18 protein-coding genes and 1 pseudogene are annotated in these 15,800 nt (G+C 36.7%); 6 read left to right on the top strand and 13 right to left on the bottom strand.

Features of this window, described 5'->3' with window-relative positions:
* Positions 1–68: 68 nt before the first annotated feature.
* Together Q5760_RS13265 and Q5760_RS13260 are read right to left on the bottom strand one after the other, a co-directional pair.
* The gene (locus Q5760_RS13265; RefSeq protein WP_428908121.1) at positions 69–509 is read right to left on the bottom strand and encodes a cell wall hydrolase; all 441 of its coding nucleotides are present in this window, start codon (positions 507–509) and stop codon (positions 69–71) included.
* Positions 510–676: 167 nt separating this feature from the next.
* A complete protein-coding gene (locus Q5760_RS13260) occupies positions 677–946 on the bottom strand; it encodes a spore germination protein (protein WP_428908120.1) in 270 nt (89 codons plus the stop codon).
* A 340-nt stretch (positions 947–1,286) separates the two neighbouring features.
* Between Q5760_RS13260 and Q5760_RS13255 the strand changes: the two are divergent.
* Positions 1,287–1,367 (top strand): annotated as a pseudogene (locus tag Q5760_RS13255) (YjcZ family sporulation protein); the annotation flags it as partial.
* A gap of 119 nt (positions 1,368–1,486) precedes the next feature.
* Here Q5760_RS13255 and Q5760_RS13250 read toward each other — a convergent pair.
* The 4 genes from Q5760_RS13250 to Q5760_RS13235 form a co-directional block, all read right to left on the bottom strand.
* Complete coding sequence (locus Q5760_RS13250; RefSeq protein ID WP_428912576.1) at positions 1,487–1,936, bottom strand: (2Fe-2S)-binding protein; 450 nt, start codon at positions 1,934–1,936, stop codon at positions 1,487–1,489.
* Between the two features lie 37 nt (positions 1,937–1,973).
* Positions 1,974–2,810: an FAD binding domain-containing protein gene (locus Q5760_RS13245; RefSeq protein ID WP_428912575.1), complete on the bottom strand. Its 837-nt coding sequence runs from the start codon at positions 2,808–2,810 to the stop codon at positions 1,974–1,976.
* A 237-nt stretch (positions 2,811–3,047) separates the two neighbouring features.
* Positions 3,048–3,533 carry a hypothetical protein gene (locus tag Q5760_RS13240; protein WP_428908119.1) on the bottom strand — a complete coding sequence of 162 codons (486 nt, stop codon included), beginning with the start codon at positions 3,531–3,533 and terminating at the stop codon, positions 3,048–3,050.
* A gap of 117 nt (positions 3,534–3,650) precedes the next feature.
* Positions 3,651–5,462, bottom strand: coding sequence for a S9 family peptidase (locus Q5760_RS13235; RefSeq protein ID WP_428908118.1), 1,812 nt, complete (start codon positions 5,460–5,462; stop codon positions 3,651–3,653).
* A 263-nt stretch (positions 5,463–5,725) separates the two neighbouring features.
* On the opposite strand from Q5760_RS13235, the gene Q5760_RS13230 reads away from it, so the two are divergent.
* Positions 5,726–6,436 carry a DUF421 domain-containing protein gene (locus tag Q5760_RS13230; RefSeq protein ID WP_428908117.1) on the top strand — a complete coding sequence of 237 codons (711 nt, stop codon included), beginning with the start codon at positions 5,726–5,728 and terminating at the stop codon, positions 6,434–6,436.
* A gap of 39 nt (positions 6,437–6,475) precedes the next feature.
* On the opposite strand, the gene Q5760_RS13225 is transcribed toward Q5760_RS13230, so the two are convergent.
* The 3 genes from Q5760_RS13225 to Q5760_RS13215 form a co-directional block, all read right to left on the bottom strand.
* Complete coding sequence (locus Q5760_RS13225; protein ID WP_428908116.1) at positions 6,476–8,797, bottom strand: xanthine dehydrogenase family protein molybdopterin-binding subunit; 2,322 nt, start codon at positions 8,795–8,797, stop codon at positions 6,476–6,478.
* Positions 8,798–8,981: 184 nt separating this feature from the next.
* Entirely contained in the window at positions 8,982–9,320 is a 339-nt protein-coding gene (locus tag Q5760_RS13220) for a hypothetical protein (RefSeq protein WP_428908115.1), read from the bottom strand.
* Positions 9,321–9,472: 152 nt separating this feature from the next.
* Positions 9,473–9,820, bottom strand: coding sequence for a YlbF family regulator (locus Q5760_RS13215; RefSeq protein ID WP_428908114.1), 348 nt, complete (start codon positions 9,818–9,820; stop codon positions 9,473–9,475).
* Between the two features lie 232 nt (positions 9,821–10,052).
* Between Q5760_RS13215 and Q5760_RS13210 the strand changes: the two genes are divergently transcribed.
* Positions 10,053–10,391 (top strand): YmaF family protein, encoded by a 339-nt coding sequence (locus Q5760_RS13210; RefSeq protein ID WP_428908113.1) that lies wholly within the window; start codon positions 10,053–10,055, stop codon positions 10,389–10,391.
* A gap of 117 nt (positions 10,392–10,508) precedes the next feature.
* Here the strand turns inward: Q5760_RS13210 and Q5760_RS13205 are convergent, their stop codons facing one another.
* Entirely contained in the window at positions 10,509–11,216 is a 708-nt protein-coding gene (locus tag Q5760_RS13205; RefSeq protein ID WP_428908112.1) for a DUF421 domain-containing protein, read from the bottom strand.
* A 320-nt stretch (positions 11,217–11,536) separates the two neighbouring features.
* On the opposite strand from Q5760_RS13205, the gene Q5760_RS13200 reads away from it, so the two are divergent.
* From Q5760_RS13200 to Q5760_RS13190, 3 genes are all read left to right on the top strand, one after another.
* Positions 11,537–12,223, top strand: coding sequence for a phosphoribosylaminoimidazolesuccinocarboxamide synthase (locus Q5760_RS13200; RefSeq protein WP_428908111.1), 687 nt, complete (start codon positions 11,537–11,539; stop codon positions 12,221–12,223).
* A gap of 218 nt (positions 12,224–12,441) precedes the next feature.
* Entirely contained in the window at positions 12,442–13,401 is a 960-nt protein-coding gene (locus tag Q5760_RS13195) for an aldolase catalytic domain-containing protein (RefSeq protein ID WP_428908110.1), read from the top strand.
* Between the two features lie 193 nt (positions 13,402–13,594).
* Positions 13,595–13,954 (top strand): putative zinc-binding protein, encoded by a 360-nt coding sequence (locus tag Q5760_RS13190; protein WP_428908109.1) that lies wholly within the window; start codon positions 13,595–13,597, stop codon positions 13,952–13,954.
* Between the two features lie 660 nt (positions 13,955–14,614).
* Here Q5760_RS13190 and Q5760_RS13185 read toward each other — a convergent pair.
* From Q5760_RS13185 to Q5760_RS13175, 3 genes are read right to left on the bottom strand one after another with little or no spacing between them, the layout of a single operon-like run.
* Positions 14,615–15,184, bottom strand: coding sequence for a manganese catalase family protein (locus Q5760_RS13185; protein WP_428908108.1), 570 nt, complete (start codon positions 15,182–15,184; stop codon positions 14,615–14,617).
* A 44-nt stretch (positions 15,185–15,228) separates the two neighbouring features.
* Positions 15,229–15,480: a spore coat protein CotJB gene (locus tag Q5760_RS13180; protein WP_428912574.1), complete on the bottom strand. Its 252-nt coding sequence runs from the start codon at positions 15,478–15,480 to the stop codon at positions 15,229–15,231.
* A 4-nt stretch (positions 15,481–15,484) separates the two neighbouring features.
* Entirely contained in the window at positions 15,485–15,712 is a 228-nt protein-coding gene (locus Q5760_RS13175) for a spore coat associated protein CotJA (RefSeq protein ID WP_428908107.1), read from the bottom strand.
* Between the last annotated feature and the right edge of the window lie 88 nt (positions 15,713–15,800).

The raw sequence follows: 15,800 nt of genomic DNA, 5'->3' as shown, positions 1-15,800 counted from the left end.
ATTATAACAGAAAAAAGCGTATCCAGAAAAAAGATGCGCTTTTCTGTTTCCTGTTTAAATACAACTTATCATCCACTATAAACACTATCGCATGTTCCAGGAGCCGGTTCATAGAAACAATGTTGTTTAAATTGTCCTGTAAAAGGTTGATCATACCATGTTGGAGGACATGGACCATATGGATTAAAATACCAAAGGGCATATTTTGCTGGGTGTTCCCTCCAATAATCCAAATTTTGTTTAGCTAATCTTCTTTCAGATTCTCTTGCTCTTTGATAAAACACATTGCCTTTTTGAACCGCTTCAAAAGAGTAATTTCCTCCTTGTACATGAAAAATGACGTGTTCAACCGTTCTCAATTCATTAAAGTCCGTACAATCTGCAATAACACGGTTGACAATGACATTTCCCACATAAAGCATTCCTTGTTTTCCTTCTCCCTCTGCTTCTGCTCTCATCATCCTTGCCATTAAATCAACATCTGAACTTCGGTATGCGATTCTTGCCATTCTCCCACCCCCAAAATATAGTATGAAATAAAATCAGCATTCATGTTCATATTTGTAAATCCATGAAACTTTTTCCAGTAAAAAAGAAGCCCCAAATTCATTTCTTCAGGACTTCGATTGTTCGTGAGATAGGCGCAATTGGAACAGAAAGTTTTCCTATTTGATATCTAAATGGGTTGTACTGGCGGTGGCTTTATTGGTTTAACATAAGCATTATCTACATTTCCAATATTTGTTTGATCATTCACATCAGGATCATTTAATAAATTTTCCATGATAGCTTCTGTTGGTGATGTATCACCATATGATGCATTCAATCCTTGTGATTTGTTATAGGCTGTTGGACTGTTGTAAGATGCCTCGCCTATTGTAATCGAACCATTCCCTGAGATACTATTAATCTTTAAGTAATGTAAATTAATGACAACTGACGGCATTTTAATAAACACCTTTCTATCATGTATCTTATCTGTACTATATGCGATATGCTGTCTATAGGTTCCTGTACCGGTCTAATAATGGAATGTGAATATAAATGTTGTTATTTTCATACTTAATGAACTCAGTTCTGGTCAGGTCGTTTCTAGTACAAATGAGCGATTATTCATTTCAATAGTCTCTTACCTTTCCCTTCATTTATAAAATCTTTTATATATAATGGGCTAATACCCATCCACGTTGGGAATAGATTCATATATATATATCTAATAAGAAAGGAGGAAGGAAAGTATGTTTGGATATGGTTGTGGTTGCGGAGGATACGGTTATGGTTATGGAGGTTATGGTTTCAGAGGGGGATTTGCACTGATCGTAGTATTATTCATCCTGCTTATCATCATCGGTGCAAGTTTTTATTAATAAACAATAATGTTGAAAAACAATATAGGACTAAATAGCTAAGCTCTTGTCATCTTTTTAGTCCTATTTTTTGCTTGAGCTACTAGTGTATTCATATGGGATATATTTATTAAAGATTCTTAATATCCATCACTCCCATTTTTCACTGAATGCAACGCAACTTTAACTGCATGCTCTATCTCCGTATAGCCCGTACAGCGGCATATATTAGATTCTAGCCATTTCGTAATTTCATCGTTTGAAGGATTTTTACGATTCTTTAATAAGGAATGGCAATTCATAATAAATCCTGGCGTGCAATATCCACACTGAAAAGCAAAATGATCAACGAAAGCACCTTGAATGGGAGAATTAAGCCCTTCTATGGTAAGGATATCTTTACCCACGGCCTCAATTGCCAATGTTAAGCATGATTTTTGTACAATCCCATTGATATTTACTGTACAAGCACCGCAATCACCATTTAAGCAACCGGGCTTGGCACCTGTAAGTCCTAATTGATAACGCAATACATCTAACAGTATATCAGCATAGCGGAAAGAAACTCTCTGTTCTTCTCCATTGACCATCAAGTTCGTCCTTACTCTTAATTTATCAGCCAAGGTCTTACGCCTCCCCTTCTAATTGCTGAAACACTTCATGAAGTATATTTTTTAATACGAATAACCGATATTGGAAGGAGCCTTCTGAATCATCCAAAGGAGGTACCTTTAAAGACTGGACTGCCTCATCAATTCTATGATTCAAAGAATATTCCTTATTATTGAGTTGTTCCTCCATTTGCTTAGAACGAAATGGATATGTAGTCAACCCACTTATTGCTATTCTGATTTCCCCATTAACTTTAAGAGCCGCAACGGTGATAAGTGGGTAGCCTGTATTCCATTGCCTTCTTCTTTTAATACTGACGAATGGCATATCTAAAAATCTTTGTTCCGTTTTAATTCCAACGAGTAACTCCCCAGGCTCTAATAATAGCTTCTCGTTAAAGATTTCATTTATGAAAACGGTCCTGATCCCACTTGAGCCAGCAATCACCATTTGACTATCTGATAATAGAAATGGCAGGACAGCTTCCCGATAGAAAATTTGACCGCAAATGTTCCCACCAGCTGTAATTTTATTTCTAGCGGTCCGATCGGCAATTTCACTAACGGTTTTGCTTAATAAGGGAAATAAATTGGTCTCTTCGATTACCGTCAATGGTATGGCTGCACCCGTAAACAAATTCGACTGTTGAATCTGAAATGTTCTACACTCTGGTATCTGTTTAATATCAATGATAGCCCTGGTCTTTACAACATTCAATCTTCCGAGCGTAATGATTTCTGTTCCACCTGAATAGTAAATAGGTTCTTTTCCTCTCTCATGTAAATCTTTGTATAATTGGACCGCTTCTTTCATTGATAAGGGAAGGTAATATTCAAAATCATATGAAATCAAGCCCACGCCATCTCCTTCTTCTGAAATATGAAAAAAGTAAAAAAAGCTCAGTTTACTTTAACCCTGAGCTTCATTTTTTACTTTATCAATGGTCAATTAAACCTCTATTATGCATAAATAGAACGAACCCATTTTCTCAACCTACATATTTTCGTAAACAAAAATATTATTCGTTAATTTTCATTCACAAACTTTTTATTTTTATTTTCATATTTACCCGTTGATTTTTATTTTTGTCTATAAATCGTAATCGTCGCGCCCTGGTTGTTGCCCATAAGTTTGCTGTGATGGCTGAGTACTAGTTCCGTAACTCGGATAGCCTCCTTGACCTGTGCCATAGCCTTGGTATCCTCCATGTCCCATGCCGTAACCTGGATATCCTCCATGTCCCATGCCATAACCTGGATATCCTCCATGTCCCATGCCATAACCTGGATATCCTCCGTGTCCCATGCCATAACCTGGATATCCTCCGTGTCCCATGCCATAACCTGGATATCCTCCATGTCCCATGCCGTAACCTGGGTATCCTCCATGTCCCATGCCATAACCTGGATATCCTCCGTGTCCCATGCCATAACCTGGATATCCTCCATGTCCCATGCCGTAACCTGGGTATCCTCCATGTCCCATGCCATAACCTGGATATCCCCCGTGTCCCATGCCGTAACCTGGTTGGGTTCCATATCCCATACTTCTTTCATCGAAAAATGGTTGTTCCATTTTGTCGCCTCCTTCAGTCATTTCACCTTTATTGTATGTAGGTGATTTGGAAAGAAGAATCAATATTTTTCTTGTTATGCTTGTTTTGACATTTTACTACTTATCCTGTATATCCCTTTATTTAATATCTTCAGTGTCGGAGAATCGATTTGGTTTCAAATATTTTTCAAGGAAGTCTACTGCACTGCGATAGACAAATAACTTATTTGTTTCTTTTTCTAGCGTATGTCCCTCATCTTCAATTCGGATAAACTCAACGGGATGGTTACGCTTTTTCAATTTTTCAACCATCTGCTCTGATTCTCGAATAGGTACTCGCGGGTCATTAACCCCATGGACGACCAAAAGTGGAGATTCTATATGGTCGGTATAATGTAATGGATCAATCTTATCAAAAAATTCACCATCTTCTTTTACCGTTCCATATTCTTTCTCTCTGTTCTTCTTTCGCCAAGGACTTGTTGTTTTCAGAAACGAACGAAGGCTTGACATCCCTACGATATCAATAGCAGCTGCCCACAGTTTAGGATAGTGGCTGATGGCAGCAAGCACCATAAATCCTCCATAGCTTCCGCCCATTACCGCGATCCTGTCAGGATCAGCATTCGTTTCCCGTTTTATCCAATCTACTGAAAAAATCAAATCCTTCAACGCATCCATCCGATTCCGAACATCATCAAGATGGGTATACGTTTTTCCAAACCCGGTACTACCTCGGACATTGGGTGTTAACACGGCATACCCGATGTTTAGTAAATATTGCATTAGAGGATTAAAAGTAGCACGGCTCTGACTTTCTGGACCTCCATGAAGATAAATCACTACTGGAAATCTCTTTTCTGCATTTTTCGGCTTGTAGAAAAAGGAATGGATGAGTAAATTGTCAAAAGAGCGATAATAAATGGGTACCGGCTCCACTAATTTTTTTTCAAGTGAGGAAACTTTCGAAACGGATAAATGTGTATCAACTGTATGAGTATGAAGGTTCAGTTCCCAAATTTTAGGTGGATGAGCAGGTCCATTTAATAAAAAGAGCAGTCTATCATTATCTGGTGAAAATCTTAGATTTCTAATCACTCCCATGGGTGTCTCCCATGTTTGTAGAGTACTGACCCTTAAATCTAGCAAACAACCTTTGGATATCCCAGCTTCGTTAATCGTAAAAGCTAACAAATTTTTTTGTTTATTCATGGCTAATCCCTCAAAGTCCCAATCGCCCTGTTCTAGCCATGTAAACTGAAAGGTGCGCAAATCGATGCAGGCAAGGCCATAAAATTCTCGGTCTTTATTTGATAATAGATATAAATGATCTCCCTTTTGATTAAAATGGATATTCCTAAAAGCAGCCTCCCCTGAATGTTCTGTTATCCATTTCATTTCACCGGTTAAAAGAGATAAAACACCTAGATCATTATCAAGGGCAGAGTTTGTTCTACTAACCAATAATGATTTCCCGTCAGGAAACCATTTTTCAACCGTATATTGTCCGTCATGAGCAAAAACAAGGTGAGTTTCCAATGTTTCAATATTCTGTAAATAAATATCAAAAAAAGCCGGCTCTCGTCGGTTACTGGACCAGGCAATCCATTTTCCATCCGGAGAACTGCCTCCATATAAATGAACGTGCTGTGGAGAATTGGTTAAAGGAATTAATTTTCCAGTCTTCTTTAGTATGAATAATTGAACCCTTTCATTTCCGGATTCGTCCATCCCTATAATTAAATCTGATGTTTCATCCACGTATTTTATAAACGTTATCCCATCTTGCATAATGGAAGACTGTACCATTCTGCTTCCTATTTCGTATTCCCAAACCTGAGGCGATCCTTTCCAATCAGAAATAAAACTGATTCTTTTTCCATGTGGTTCATATTCAAATGATTGAATTCTACGGGTATTTGCATAAGTACTTAAGTCAACTGAACCCATTTGATAACCACCTTGCTTTTTTATTTTAAAACAAATTAGTGTGCTTACTTCGCTCGGCTTCTTTGCATCAAGTGTTCCAAATAAATCTTACATACCAATCTAATATATTTTTACAGCCATCATCTCATGCCTCCTTTACTCTGCGAATAAGCATAACAATACACATTTCAATTGAAAGAATTGTTTCAAGCATAATGGTCAATGATAACTTTGAATAAATCTTATCGATAAGACTCCTTTTAAGATTAAGGAAGGTGAAGAAAGTGGATCATTTATGGATTCCAATTATACGTACAATCGTTTCTTTTTTAATTTTAATGATTGTTACTTTATGGCTTGGAAAACAAGTGAACGCTAATCTTAATCATTATAATTTTGCCTTAGCCATTACAATTGGTTCCTTTATTGCTAACATGGGATTTGATTATAAACTTAACTTTTTCCCAATGTTAACCGCTTTCCTGTCACTCATATGTATTTATTTTATCTTTTCGTACATTTCTTCCCACAGCAGAATAATAAGAAAGTGGTTATCAGGACGACCTTCCGTTATCATTGAGCAGGGAAGAATTTTAGATTCTAATATGAAAAAAATAAAGTATACATTGGATGATTTGAATCAACATTTAAGAGAGCAGGGAATCTTTGATATTACTGAGGTTGAGTATGCTGTTTTAGAAGTAAGCGGTAAACTATCCGTGCTTAAAAAGGATCAATATCAGCCTATTGTAAAAAAAGATATCTTCCCGGATACTATTCAATCTGGTCAAATCCTCCCAATCGAGCTGATTATGGATGGTGCTGCTATTGAAAAAAATTTAAAGGAGCCATTTACAAAACAATGGCTCGATCAACAATTAAAGCAAAGAAAACTCCAAGTAAAGGAAATCCAATACGCTGTGATTACAACCAATGGTTCCTTGTTTGTGGATCTTTATACTGATAGTTTAACTTCCCCTACAGATATAGAATAGGAATAGAAAAATCTTGCATTTAACATCCAATTATAAAGATTAAGCCTCGCCCACTTTATATCTCCATAATAATTCTGGGGTCAATGGAAGTTGATTCAACTCAACACCAGCCGCGATACTTAAACAATTAGCAAGAGCGGCTGGCATCCCTAATAGTCCATGTTCTCCAACACCTCTGGCACCATACGGCGCATCCATTTGTGGAGTTGTTACAAATTCAACTTGATAATGAGGATTTTCCCCATAATGAATCGGTCGATAAGTACGTAACTGTGGATTTAGCACTCGACCTAAATCATCGAAAACAAAAGTTTCTCTCCCTGCAAAGGCTAACCCCATACTCATGGCACCCATTACCTGCCCGCGTGCAGTCATATCATTTAATACTGCCCCAATATCAACTACTGTAACGGCTTGAAGTAGCTTATAAGTAAAATCTCTTTTGTCATACTCTACCTCTACAGCATGAGCCGCAACCGTCCATTCTGGTCCTGGCTGTCCTGCCCCAGTTTCTGGGTCTAAAGAAGTCATCCGCCTTAGTATATAATTACCATAGCCGACAATTTGACCACCAATTGAATTGCCATTTGGAAATTTATATCCATACACAACCTCTTTAAAATCTAGTCCAATTTTAGGATCATCTCTTAAAAATACCCGTTCGTATGCTACAACTAGATCTTCTGTTGAAACTCTAAGAACGCAGGCCGCGATTGCCTTTATCTGACGTATAACATCATCTGCCGCTTCCAAAACCGCTCTTCCGGCCATAAACGTGCCGCGGCTGGCCACCGTTTTCCAATGTTCAGGTGTCGTTTGCGTGTCAATTTTCATTTTCACATGGACTCTATCAATCCCTATTTGTAAGCGTTGTGCAAGAATTTGTGCAAGTACCGTCTTTGTTCCTGTTCCGATTTCGATCACACCTGAGATTAAGTTAACACTTCCATTTTTATTAAACGTTAGGATCACACCTGAACTTGCATCAGGATCAATGGTAGAAGTTTTCCAGCTACAGGCAATTCCTTTTACTCTTATTCTTCTTTCATCGATCTCCTTAATTTGTCCCTGCTCCCAGTGGATTATTTCTTTTAACCGCTCAATACAAGCGGGTAAATTGCCAACATTACTCTTGTTCAGCAACACTTGTGTGGGCGTTGTATGTCCAGGTAGAATCGCATTCTTTTTTCGTAATTCGAGTCGGTCTATCTCTAATTTGTCTGCCAGCATATCCATCGTCCGTTCAAATGCAAACAAGACCTCTGAATGTCCAAATCCCCGAAAAGGACTGCCATAAGGATGGTTTGTATATACACAGAGTGAGTCACACCAAACATTACCAATATTGTAGGGACCTGTACAATCGACGCCTCCAGCCCGACTTACATCGATGGCCTTATCCGAATAAGCACCACCATCAAATAGGTACAAGATTTCTGCTGCCTGGATCATTCCATCGACAGTACATCCAAGTTTAACGGTCGCTTCTAGTCCAACATGACAAGGAGCGGTCGTTAAGTCTTCTTCTCTTGTATAAACGATTTTTACTCGTCTTCCCCCAACCGCTTGTGACGCAAGATATGCTAAAATTTCCCACTGTATTGGCGCCTTTCCCCCATACGCACCACCAACAAAAGGAGTTTCCACGATAATTTTCCCCATCTCAATTTGAAAGTATATACTAAGCAACCTTTTCACCATAAACGGGGCTTGCGAGGATGTGGTGATATGAATATAACCTTCTGGATCGATTTCTGCTGTCGCGCTTCGCGTTTCCATGGCAGCATGACTAGACGGAGAAAAAGAGTATGTCCCTTCTACAACGACGTCACTCATCGACCACCCTTTCTTTATGTCCCCTTTTCTAATTTTGGTTACATTCGAAATATTTGTGTGAGGTACAGGATAAGCGGTGCCTAATTTTTCATAAGAAGCTAGATTATCATGAAGGAGCGGTGCATCTGATTTAAGAGCTTCTGATGGGGAATTCAGTACTGGTAAAAGCTTATACTCTACATGGATAGCATCCGCTGCTTTTTTCGCTAAGAGAAAGCTATCCGCAACAACAAGAGCGACGGGTTCACCGTGGTATCGAACTCTGTCAACAGCAAGTGGAGGACGATCTCTAATTTCCTCCCCCGTTAAAGGCAAATCACGACTTCCTAAAAGAATGGCTCTGACTCCATGTATTTTTTTTGCTTCTGTTACATCAATGGAAACAATTTTCGCATGTCCATACGGACTTGTGACCATTTTTGCATGAAGCGTCGGTCCCGCTAATTCATCTGATGTGTACTTTGCCCTTCCGGTAACTTTTTCATAGGCATCTTTCCGAATGACGCTTTTCCCAATTATATTCACTAGGTCACCCCCACTTGATATACTATAACAATGTATGAGTAGTTCGGTCGATTAATCATAGATTTATTCATGGCGCTTTTTTATATTTTACTAATTGTTTTATGGGGATAAAAAATAGCCCAGTCTGCACTGAGCTATTTTACGATTTATTTTTTATACAGAAAAAATGGAATATGAGTTTTCATTAATAGTAGATTGGATATCCATATCCATATCCATACGGGTAACCATACCCATATCCATAATACGGATAGCCATAACCATACCCATATCCATACGGGTAACCAAAGCCACCCAACGCACTGCCCAATAATAATCCTCCTGCAAGTCCGCCTAAAAATGGAGCGCCAAAACCAAACGGTCCACCAAAAAATGGTCTTCCGAAAAATGGTCTTCCAAAGAATGGTCTTCCGAATCCGAATGGTCTCCCAAAGCCAAATGGTCTCCCAAATCCGAATGGACGTCTGCCAAAAATTCTTTCCTCACCCTCATGTATTTGAACAGGCTCAAGTTCACTGTACATATTTTAATCCTCCTAGTTATTCTTTTTTATTTATCTCCTTTATTTTTACCCTTTGAACCTAACAACTTTAAATCATTTCACACCTAGTGTATGTGTCTATGCCATAAACTGAATAGATAAGCGCCTAATATAATTAGAATTTTAGGAATATTTTATACCCCTGTTTCCACGATTTGACCGTACAATTCATCCAATGGTTTTGATATGATTTTATTTAATTCCGCCATCAGCAGATTAACTTTGTAATCTGCTTCCATTAAGCGTTTAATCTTTTCATTTTGCTGGGCAGCCGCCTCCAAATTTTGTATTGCGGCCACTTCTTGCTCTCTAATTTCCTGCCCCATCATTTGTTTTTGCTGCAATTGTGAATTTAACAGGCTCACTTGATTAAAAAGCTGTTTGGCTTGTGGATCTTTATTTAATTCTTTACTAACTCTTTGTAAATTTTTATATTCATTGCACTCACGAAAAACCTTTTCAAAATACATTGCAGCTTCCATTAAGTTTGCGGACATACCAACATTTCCTCCCTACCTTCGTTTTGGTGCTTTTTACCCCATTGGTTTCAAGAATAGTGTATGTATCCCCATAAAAAAAGAGCAGGCTTTTGCCTATAGATTTTCGCTCTTAACTGATTTAAAGAAGTTTATATTGGAATCAATCACTGTTTTCCTGCATATATCTTCGATGAAACATTCTTAATCCTTTAACTTTTTAAATTGAGGTGTTGGTATGGAAAGAATAGGAAAAGATGAGTTCACACCGGGGTTTGTGCCTCATCATAATCATGGATCTGTTGACTATACATCTGTAGATGCTGGGCATGTTCATCAGTGTTTGGATGTTACTTCTCCCCCGATCCAAACTCAAGATGGAAATCATATTCATTACACAGAAGGTTATGTCGTATTTGAAAATGGGCACAGCCATTACTATCGAGCCAATTCAGGACCAGCTATTCCAGTGGGGAATGGTATGCATGTTCATTATTATGATTTTTATACTTCAGAAAATGATGGGCATCGGCACCGGGTAAAAGGTGTTGATCAACCTGCTCCCGGTAATAAATAACGGAGAGAATACTAAAAAAGCCACTTTTTTTAAGTGGCTTAAAGTCTTTAAGGTGACTAAGATAATTCCATGCCCCCTCACTCCATATTTTCAAGCTTTTTAACACCCAAACTTTGATTAATTATCTTTCCCTGGATTATAGTAATATGGATCATGGTTATGGTCGACTATTTCATTATTATCGATATATAGCTTTCCATTGTCTAATAAAGTTGCTAACATTACATTTTTTACAGCCTCCCCCATCTTTTCAACCTCATTGATTAACCAGTTCGTTTCTAATTGTAGATATTTTAAATTAGCATCAATAATTTGACCATTCATAATTAATGGAATAGGCAAATATTCTTTGTTCACCTTTAAATTTAAATCATTAGGTTGTACGCTCCGATAGGCAGCCTTAGGAATTACACTTAAATTTCCTGTTTCTTCCATAATAGCCATGGCGATATTTCTAGTGTCTGTAAATCCTTTTACTCTTAAATGTGATAATAATTCATTCATTGGCATACGTACTTTTTTAAGTCCCTTTTTGTCAATATCACCATTACGAATCAATACGGTTGGATTTTCATATAAAATCCATCGAAATTTATTATTCAATGATATACGGACAAATAGTTTATAAAAAAGAACAATGATTCCAGCATAAGCGATTGCTTTACCTATATGATTAACCTCGACTGGGTCACTAATAATATTTGTGAGAACAAAGATGTATAATAAGTCAAAAGAGTGCATTTGAGAAACAGCTTTTTTACCGGTTATTTTTAAAAAGATAAATCCTGCCGCAAATACCAGCAGTGCATTATATAACATATCCATTTTTTTCTCTCCAGCCTTTCGTACAATCTGTTATGAAAGCAATCGATATGGTTAATATGTGGAGTTTCTTCTGAAGCTAAACGTAAAGAGTGATGATAATAGGAAAAACACTGGTGAACGGTATATTTTGAAATTTAAATAAGACTATTTAAAATGGAAAAAAGGAAAGATAATCATGACTCTAAGTCATAAAATTATCTGAAAACATTCATTGTTACATTTATATCTATAATAGTTATTTAAATCGCGAACATTTTTTACTTTTACCGCAATAAACATTCGTGTATAATGTAGAATATAATCGAAATGGAGGTTTTATAGTGGAATTAATTTATACTGGTAAAACGAAAGACGTATACAAATTAGAGGATGGACACTATTTACTAAAATTTAAAGATGATGTTACAGGAGAAAACGGTGTTTTTGATCCGGGTGCAAACACAGTTGGCTTAACGATTGATGGAGCTGGATTAGCTGGGTTACGATTGACTTCCTTTTTCTATTCAAAATTAAACGAACAAGGTGTTCCTACCCATTATGTCGATGCTAACTTTGATGATGCAACGTTGACGGTGAAACCTGCAACTGTATTTGGGAATGGTTTAGAAGTTATTTGCCGCTTTAAAGCTGTCGGAAGTTTCTTGCGTCGCTACGGGGCTTATGTTAAAGAAGGACAAGACTTAGATGCTTTTGTTGAGGTTACAATTAAAGATGACGAACGCCAAGATCCTCCGATTTCAGCAGATGCTCTAGATATGTTAGGGATTTTATCATTAGATGAGTATGAGGTATTAAAGCAGCGCACAATTGAAATTTCTAAATTTGTCGCTTCAGAACTTGCAAAAAAAGGCTTAACTTTATACGACATTAAATTAGAATTTGGTCGTGATGCAAACACAAATGAAATCATCTTAATTGATGAAATTTCTGGTGGAAATATGCGTGCTTATAAAGGCGATACTTACATTGAACCTCTTCAACTTGAGAAGATTATGTTAACGGAATAATAAAGAGTGATAAAAAAACCAAGGATATCGTTCCTTGGTTTTTTTAGTTATGATTCTATCAATCCCACACCTACATAAATAGATGAATGATTAAGTAATTTTTGTTATTTTTGTGTTTAATTTTTCCAAATTCATTGATTATTCCTAGATTAATCTTTATTATATTAAGATATATACTCATTTTGCACAAATTAGGAATAAGAAGGGAAGTTACAATCATGGGACAAAAAAATAAAATTTTAGACTGTACGATACGTGATGGCGGTTTAGTAAATAATTGGGATTTCAGTATCGAATTTGTTCAAGACTTATATAATAGTCTAAACGAATCTGGTGTTGAATATATGGAGATTGGTTATAAAAATTCACCTAAACTTCTAAATGCCTCTGAACCTAATCCTTGGAGATTTCTTGATGATAACTTTCTTAAAGAAATTATTCCTGAGAAAAAATTCACGAAACTATCTGCTCTAGTTGATATCGGACGTGTCGATCCAAATGATATTCTTCCACGCGAGGAAAGTATCCTTGATATGATTCGGGTGGCTTGTTATGCCCGTGAAGTCGATAAAGGATTAGAACTTGTCCAAATGTTCCACGAGCTAGGCTATGAAACGACACTTAACATTATGGCCTTATCAAGTGTTCCGGAGCACCAGCTTATTAAAGCATTTGAAATGGTAAAGGATAGCCCTGTGGATGTCGTCTATATTGTTGACTCTTTCGGAAGTCTTGATCCTTCTGATATTGCGCATCAAGTGAAAAAGTTTAAGGAAATGCTACCGAATAAACAGTTAGGAATTCATACTCATAACAACATGCAATTAGCTTTTGCTAATACACTATCAGCTTTACAAAATGGTGTGACCTTCATGGATTCATCTGTATATGGAATGGGTCGTGCAGCTGGGAACTGTCATACAGAACTTTTGGTGAGCTACATTCAAAAATCAAACTATGAAATCAAACCAGTTCTTGGATTTATCGAAAAACATATGCTGGAAATGCGTCAAAAGTGGGAATGGGGTTACATCATTCCTTACATGATTTCAGGAGTATTAAATGAACATCCTCGTGTAGCCATGGCTTATCGCAAAAGTGATGATCGGGATAAATTCGTTAACTTTTATGATAGTGTTACATCACCTGAATCAAATGTATCTCCTTCAAGTAAATAAGTCAGGGTATCCATGAATTGCATTGAAAAAAGAGCAGCCAAATTAGGTTGCTCTTTTTTGATTGATACGATTAATATAATAAAAAAATAGAAAGACTAGAATTTTCGAAAGGTATGATTTATATCACAATTTTTAAAATTAAATAATATTAAGATGATATATAAAATTATCAAATCAAAAAGGAGAAATAATGATGACAAAAACAACTATACCTCTTGTATATTCTTGTTCTGGCTGCTCCTCTGCTGCTCAAACAGCTAATATGATCTCGATCAGGATGGATCGGCAAAAGGTCGCTGAGATGTCCTGTATTGCGGGTGTTGGCGGGGATGTAAAACCGCTTGTTAAAACAGCTAAATCAGGAAGAGACATCATTGCGATTGATGGCTGTCCATTAGCTTGCTGCAAGCATTCATTGGCTAGACATAATGTAGAACCAAAACATCATTTTCTTCTTCATGAATTTGATGTACCTAAGAAAAAAGGTGAAGATCCAGACCCAGAACTCTTCGAAAAAGCCTATTATCTAGTAATAGATCAGATTAATAGTTAAAATAGGATTCAAATATTCACCAAAAAAGGCCCACGTTCAAGCTGACTGTGGTCTTTTTTATTGATAGAAACTTACCTAAACCCCCCCTTCTCTTTTCGTGAATTTCCATATTCCTACTCTTTTGTGAACATTCGTACTTAATGGCTTGGGCTAATTCATATAATTGAATAATTATTTTTAAAAAAACTACAAATTCAATGGACAGAGGATGAAAAGGCGAGAATAAGATTGGTAGAAATGACTTATACCATTGATTATCTAAAAAAATAGTTGATAATGGGATGGGAATTAGGGGTATATTGTTTATTGCATCCTAAATCGAGATTAGAACAGTGTATGAATTAATAGATATTTATTCGTAGATGCCACCTGTAAACTCGTAGGACCGTATACAAATAATGAGAATGTGAAAGTAAATATTTTCAGTTATTTTAAAATTGACCTTAATAGTTTTTTAAAAAGGAAATTTAATTATAATCCTAAAACAGGCTTCTAACTATGATAGATACAAAGTTATCTTTTTTCGGGTGCAATTAAGCAAATGAACATACAAATTGGGTGCAAGAATCACAATGATTCCTACACCCATTTTTAAAGGTTATCAAAAAGATCCTTCTTCTGTTTTAATAAACTTTTAATGGATTCAAGATGGGCTCAGTATTAGAAAACCTTCTTTGTATCTCGATCTTCTTTCAGTATTTCTACAGCTTCTCTAAAGCGTTGAGAATGAACTACTTCTCGTTCACGTAGGAATTTCAAACTATCATTTAGAAATGGATCATCTGACATATCAATAAGCCACTGGTATGTTGCACGTGCTTTTTCTTCTGCAGCAATGTCTTCATACAAATCAGCAATCGGGTCTCCCTTGGCTTGTATGTAAGTAGCTGTGAATGGGACACCCGCCGCATTATTATAAAAAAGTGCTTTATCGTGATTTGCATAGTGATCTCCAATTCCAGCATCTTTTAATTGCTCTGGAGTCGCGTCTTTTGTTAGTTTATAAATCATTGTTGCAATCATTTCAAGATGAGCAAATTCTTCTGTACCGATATCAGTTAAAAGACCTACAACCTTATCTGGAATCGTATAACGTTGGTTTAAATATCTAAGCGCAGCTGCTAATTCCCCATCGGCACCACCATATTGTTCCATTAAAAATTTTGCTAAGCGTGGATTACACGTGCTTACTTTTACTGGATATTGGAGCTTCTTTTCATAATACCACATCTCTTTATATCCTCCATTCGTTTATCCTATACATAATCTTCTGGCTAAACTTGCCATGGCCATGGAGAATCTTTCCAGTCCCAAGGATAATTCGAGAAGCTTTTTCCAAAGTGCATAAGCGGGCCAAATTTTTCCTCAAAATGAATTTTTAACTCCATGGACTTCTTTGCTACTTCATTAAATTGTTGAATTGCCGAATAATCATTTGGATGCGTATCTAGGTATAAATTTAATTCAACCAGAACAAAGTCATTGGCCTGGATCTCCTCAAGAAGTTTATAATATTCGGGAGGCATTTTCTTACTCAATTTGATCCCTCCCTTTATGAGGATCTGGATAAGGGCTAAATAATTGTGGCCAAAGAGTTCCATGATGCAATGCTTCCTTAGCAGTTGAATATTGAGGTAATCCTGATGGCTGAAACCCTAAATAAAGTTGAGGTGGTGTGGAATAACTTTTGACAAGGATTGGTTGGCATGGGTCAAATGGACTGATATATGGATTCCAATATTTAAACTGAGTAAACACATAACTCCCCCTTTCATGTAATAAAATTCCATTAACCAATATATGTTGCTAATGCTAGACGTATTCATTTGATAATCAAATTTACTCC

This window comes from Niallia sp. Kr1, from assembly GCF_050389805.1.
Classification (GTDB): Bacteria; Bacillota; Bacilli; order Bacillales; family Cytobacillaceae; genus Bacillus_BD.
The sequence above is the reverse complement of the archived record's forward strand: the minus strand, read 5'-3'. Positions and strand labels throughout refer to the sequence as shown.

Excerpts from the sequence above, each read along its gene's own strand:
- Q5760_RS13215 (WP_428908114.1), bottom strand. The coding sequence starts at position 9,820 with ATGGAAGCTGCAATGTATTTTGAAAAGGTTTTTCGTGAGTGCAATGAA.
- Q5760_RS13190 (WP_428908109.1), top strand. The coding sequence starts at position 13,595 with ATGACAAAAACAACTATACCTCTTGTATATTCTTGTTCTGGCTGCTCC.
- Q5760_RS13195 (WP_428908110.1), top strand. The coding sequence starts at position 12,442 with ATGGGACAAAAAAATAAAATTTTAGACTGTACGATACGTGATGGCGGT.
- Q5760_RS13220 (WP_428908115.1), bottom strand. The coding sequence starts at position 9,320 with ATGTACAGTGAACTTGAGCCTGTTCAAATACATGAGGGTGAGGAAAGA.
- Q5760_RS13205 (WP_428908112.1), bottom strand. The coding sequence starts at position 11,216 with ATGGATATGTTATATAATGCACTGCTGGTATTTGCGGCAGGATTTATC.
- Q5760_RS13250 (WP_428912576.1), bottom strand. The coding sequence starts at position 1,936 with ATGGTCAATGGAGAAGAACAGAGAGTTTCTTTCCGCTATGCTGATATA.
- Q5760_RS13260 (WP_428908120.1), bottom strand. The coding sequence starts at position 946 with ATGCCGTCAGTTGTCATTAATTTACATTACTTAAAGATTAATAGTATC.
- Q5760_RS13185 (WP_428908108.1), bottom strand. The coding sequence starts at position 15,184 with ATGTGGTATTATGAAAAGAAGCTCCAATATCCAGTAAAAGTAAGCACG.
- Q5760_RS13180 (WP_428912574.1), bottom strand. The coding sequence starts at position 15,480 with ATGCCTCCCGAATATTATAAACTTCTTGAGGAGATCCAGGCCAATGAC.
- Q5760_RS13265 (WP_428908121.1), bottom strand. The coding sequence starts at position 509 with ATGGCAAGAATCGCATACCGAAGTTCAGATGTTGATTTAATGGCAAGG.
- Q5760_RS13240 (WP_428908119.1), bottom strand. The coding sequence starts at position 3,533 with ATGGAACAACCATTTTTCGATGAAAGAAGTATGGGATATGGAACCCAA.
- Q5760_RS13210 (WP_428908113.1), top strand. The coding sequence starts at position 10,053 with ATGGAAAGAATAGGAAAAGATGAGTTCACACCGGGGTTTGTGCCTCAT.
- Q5760_RS13235 (WP_428908118.1), bottom strand. The coding sequence starts at position 5,462 with ATGGGTTCAGTTGACTTAAGTACTTATGCAAATACCCGTAGAATTCAA.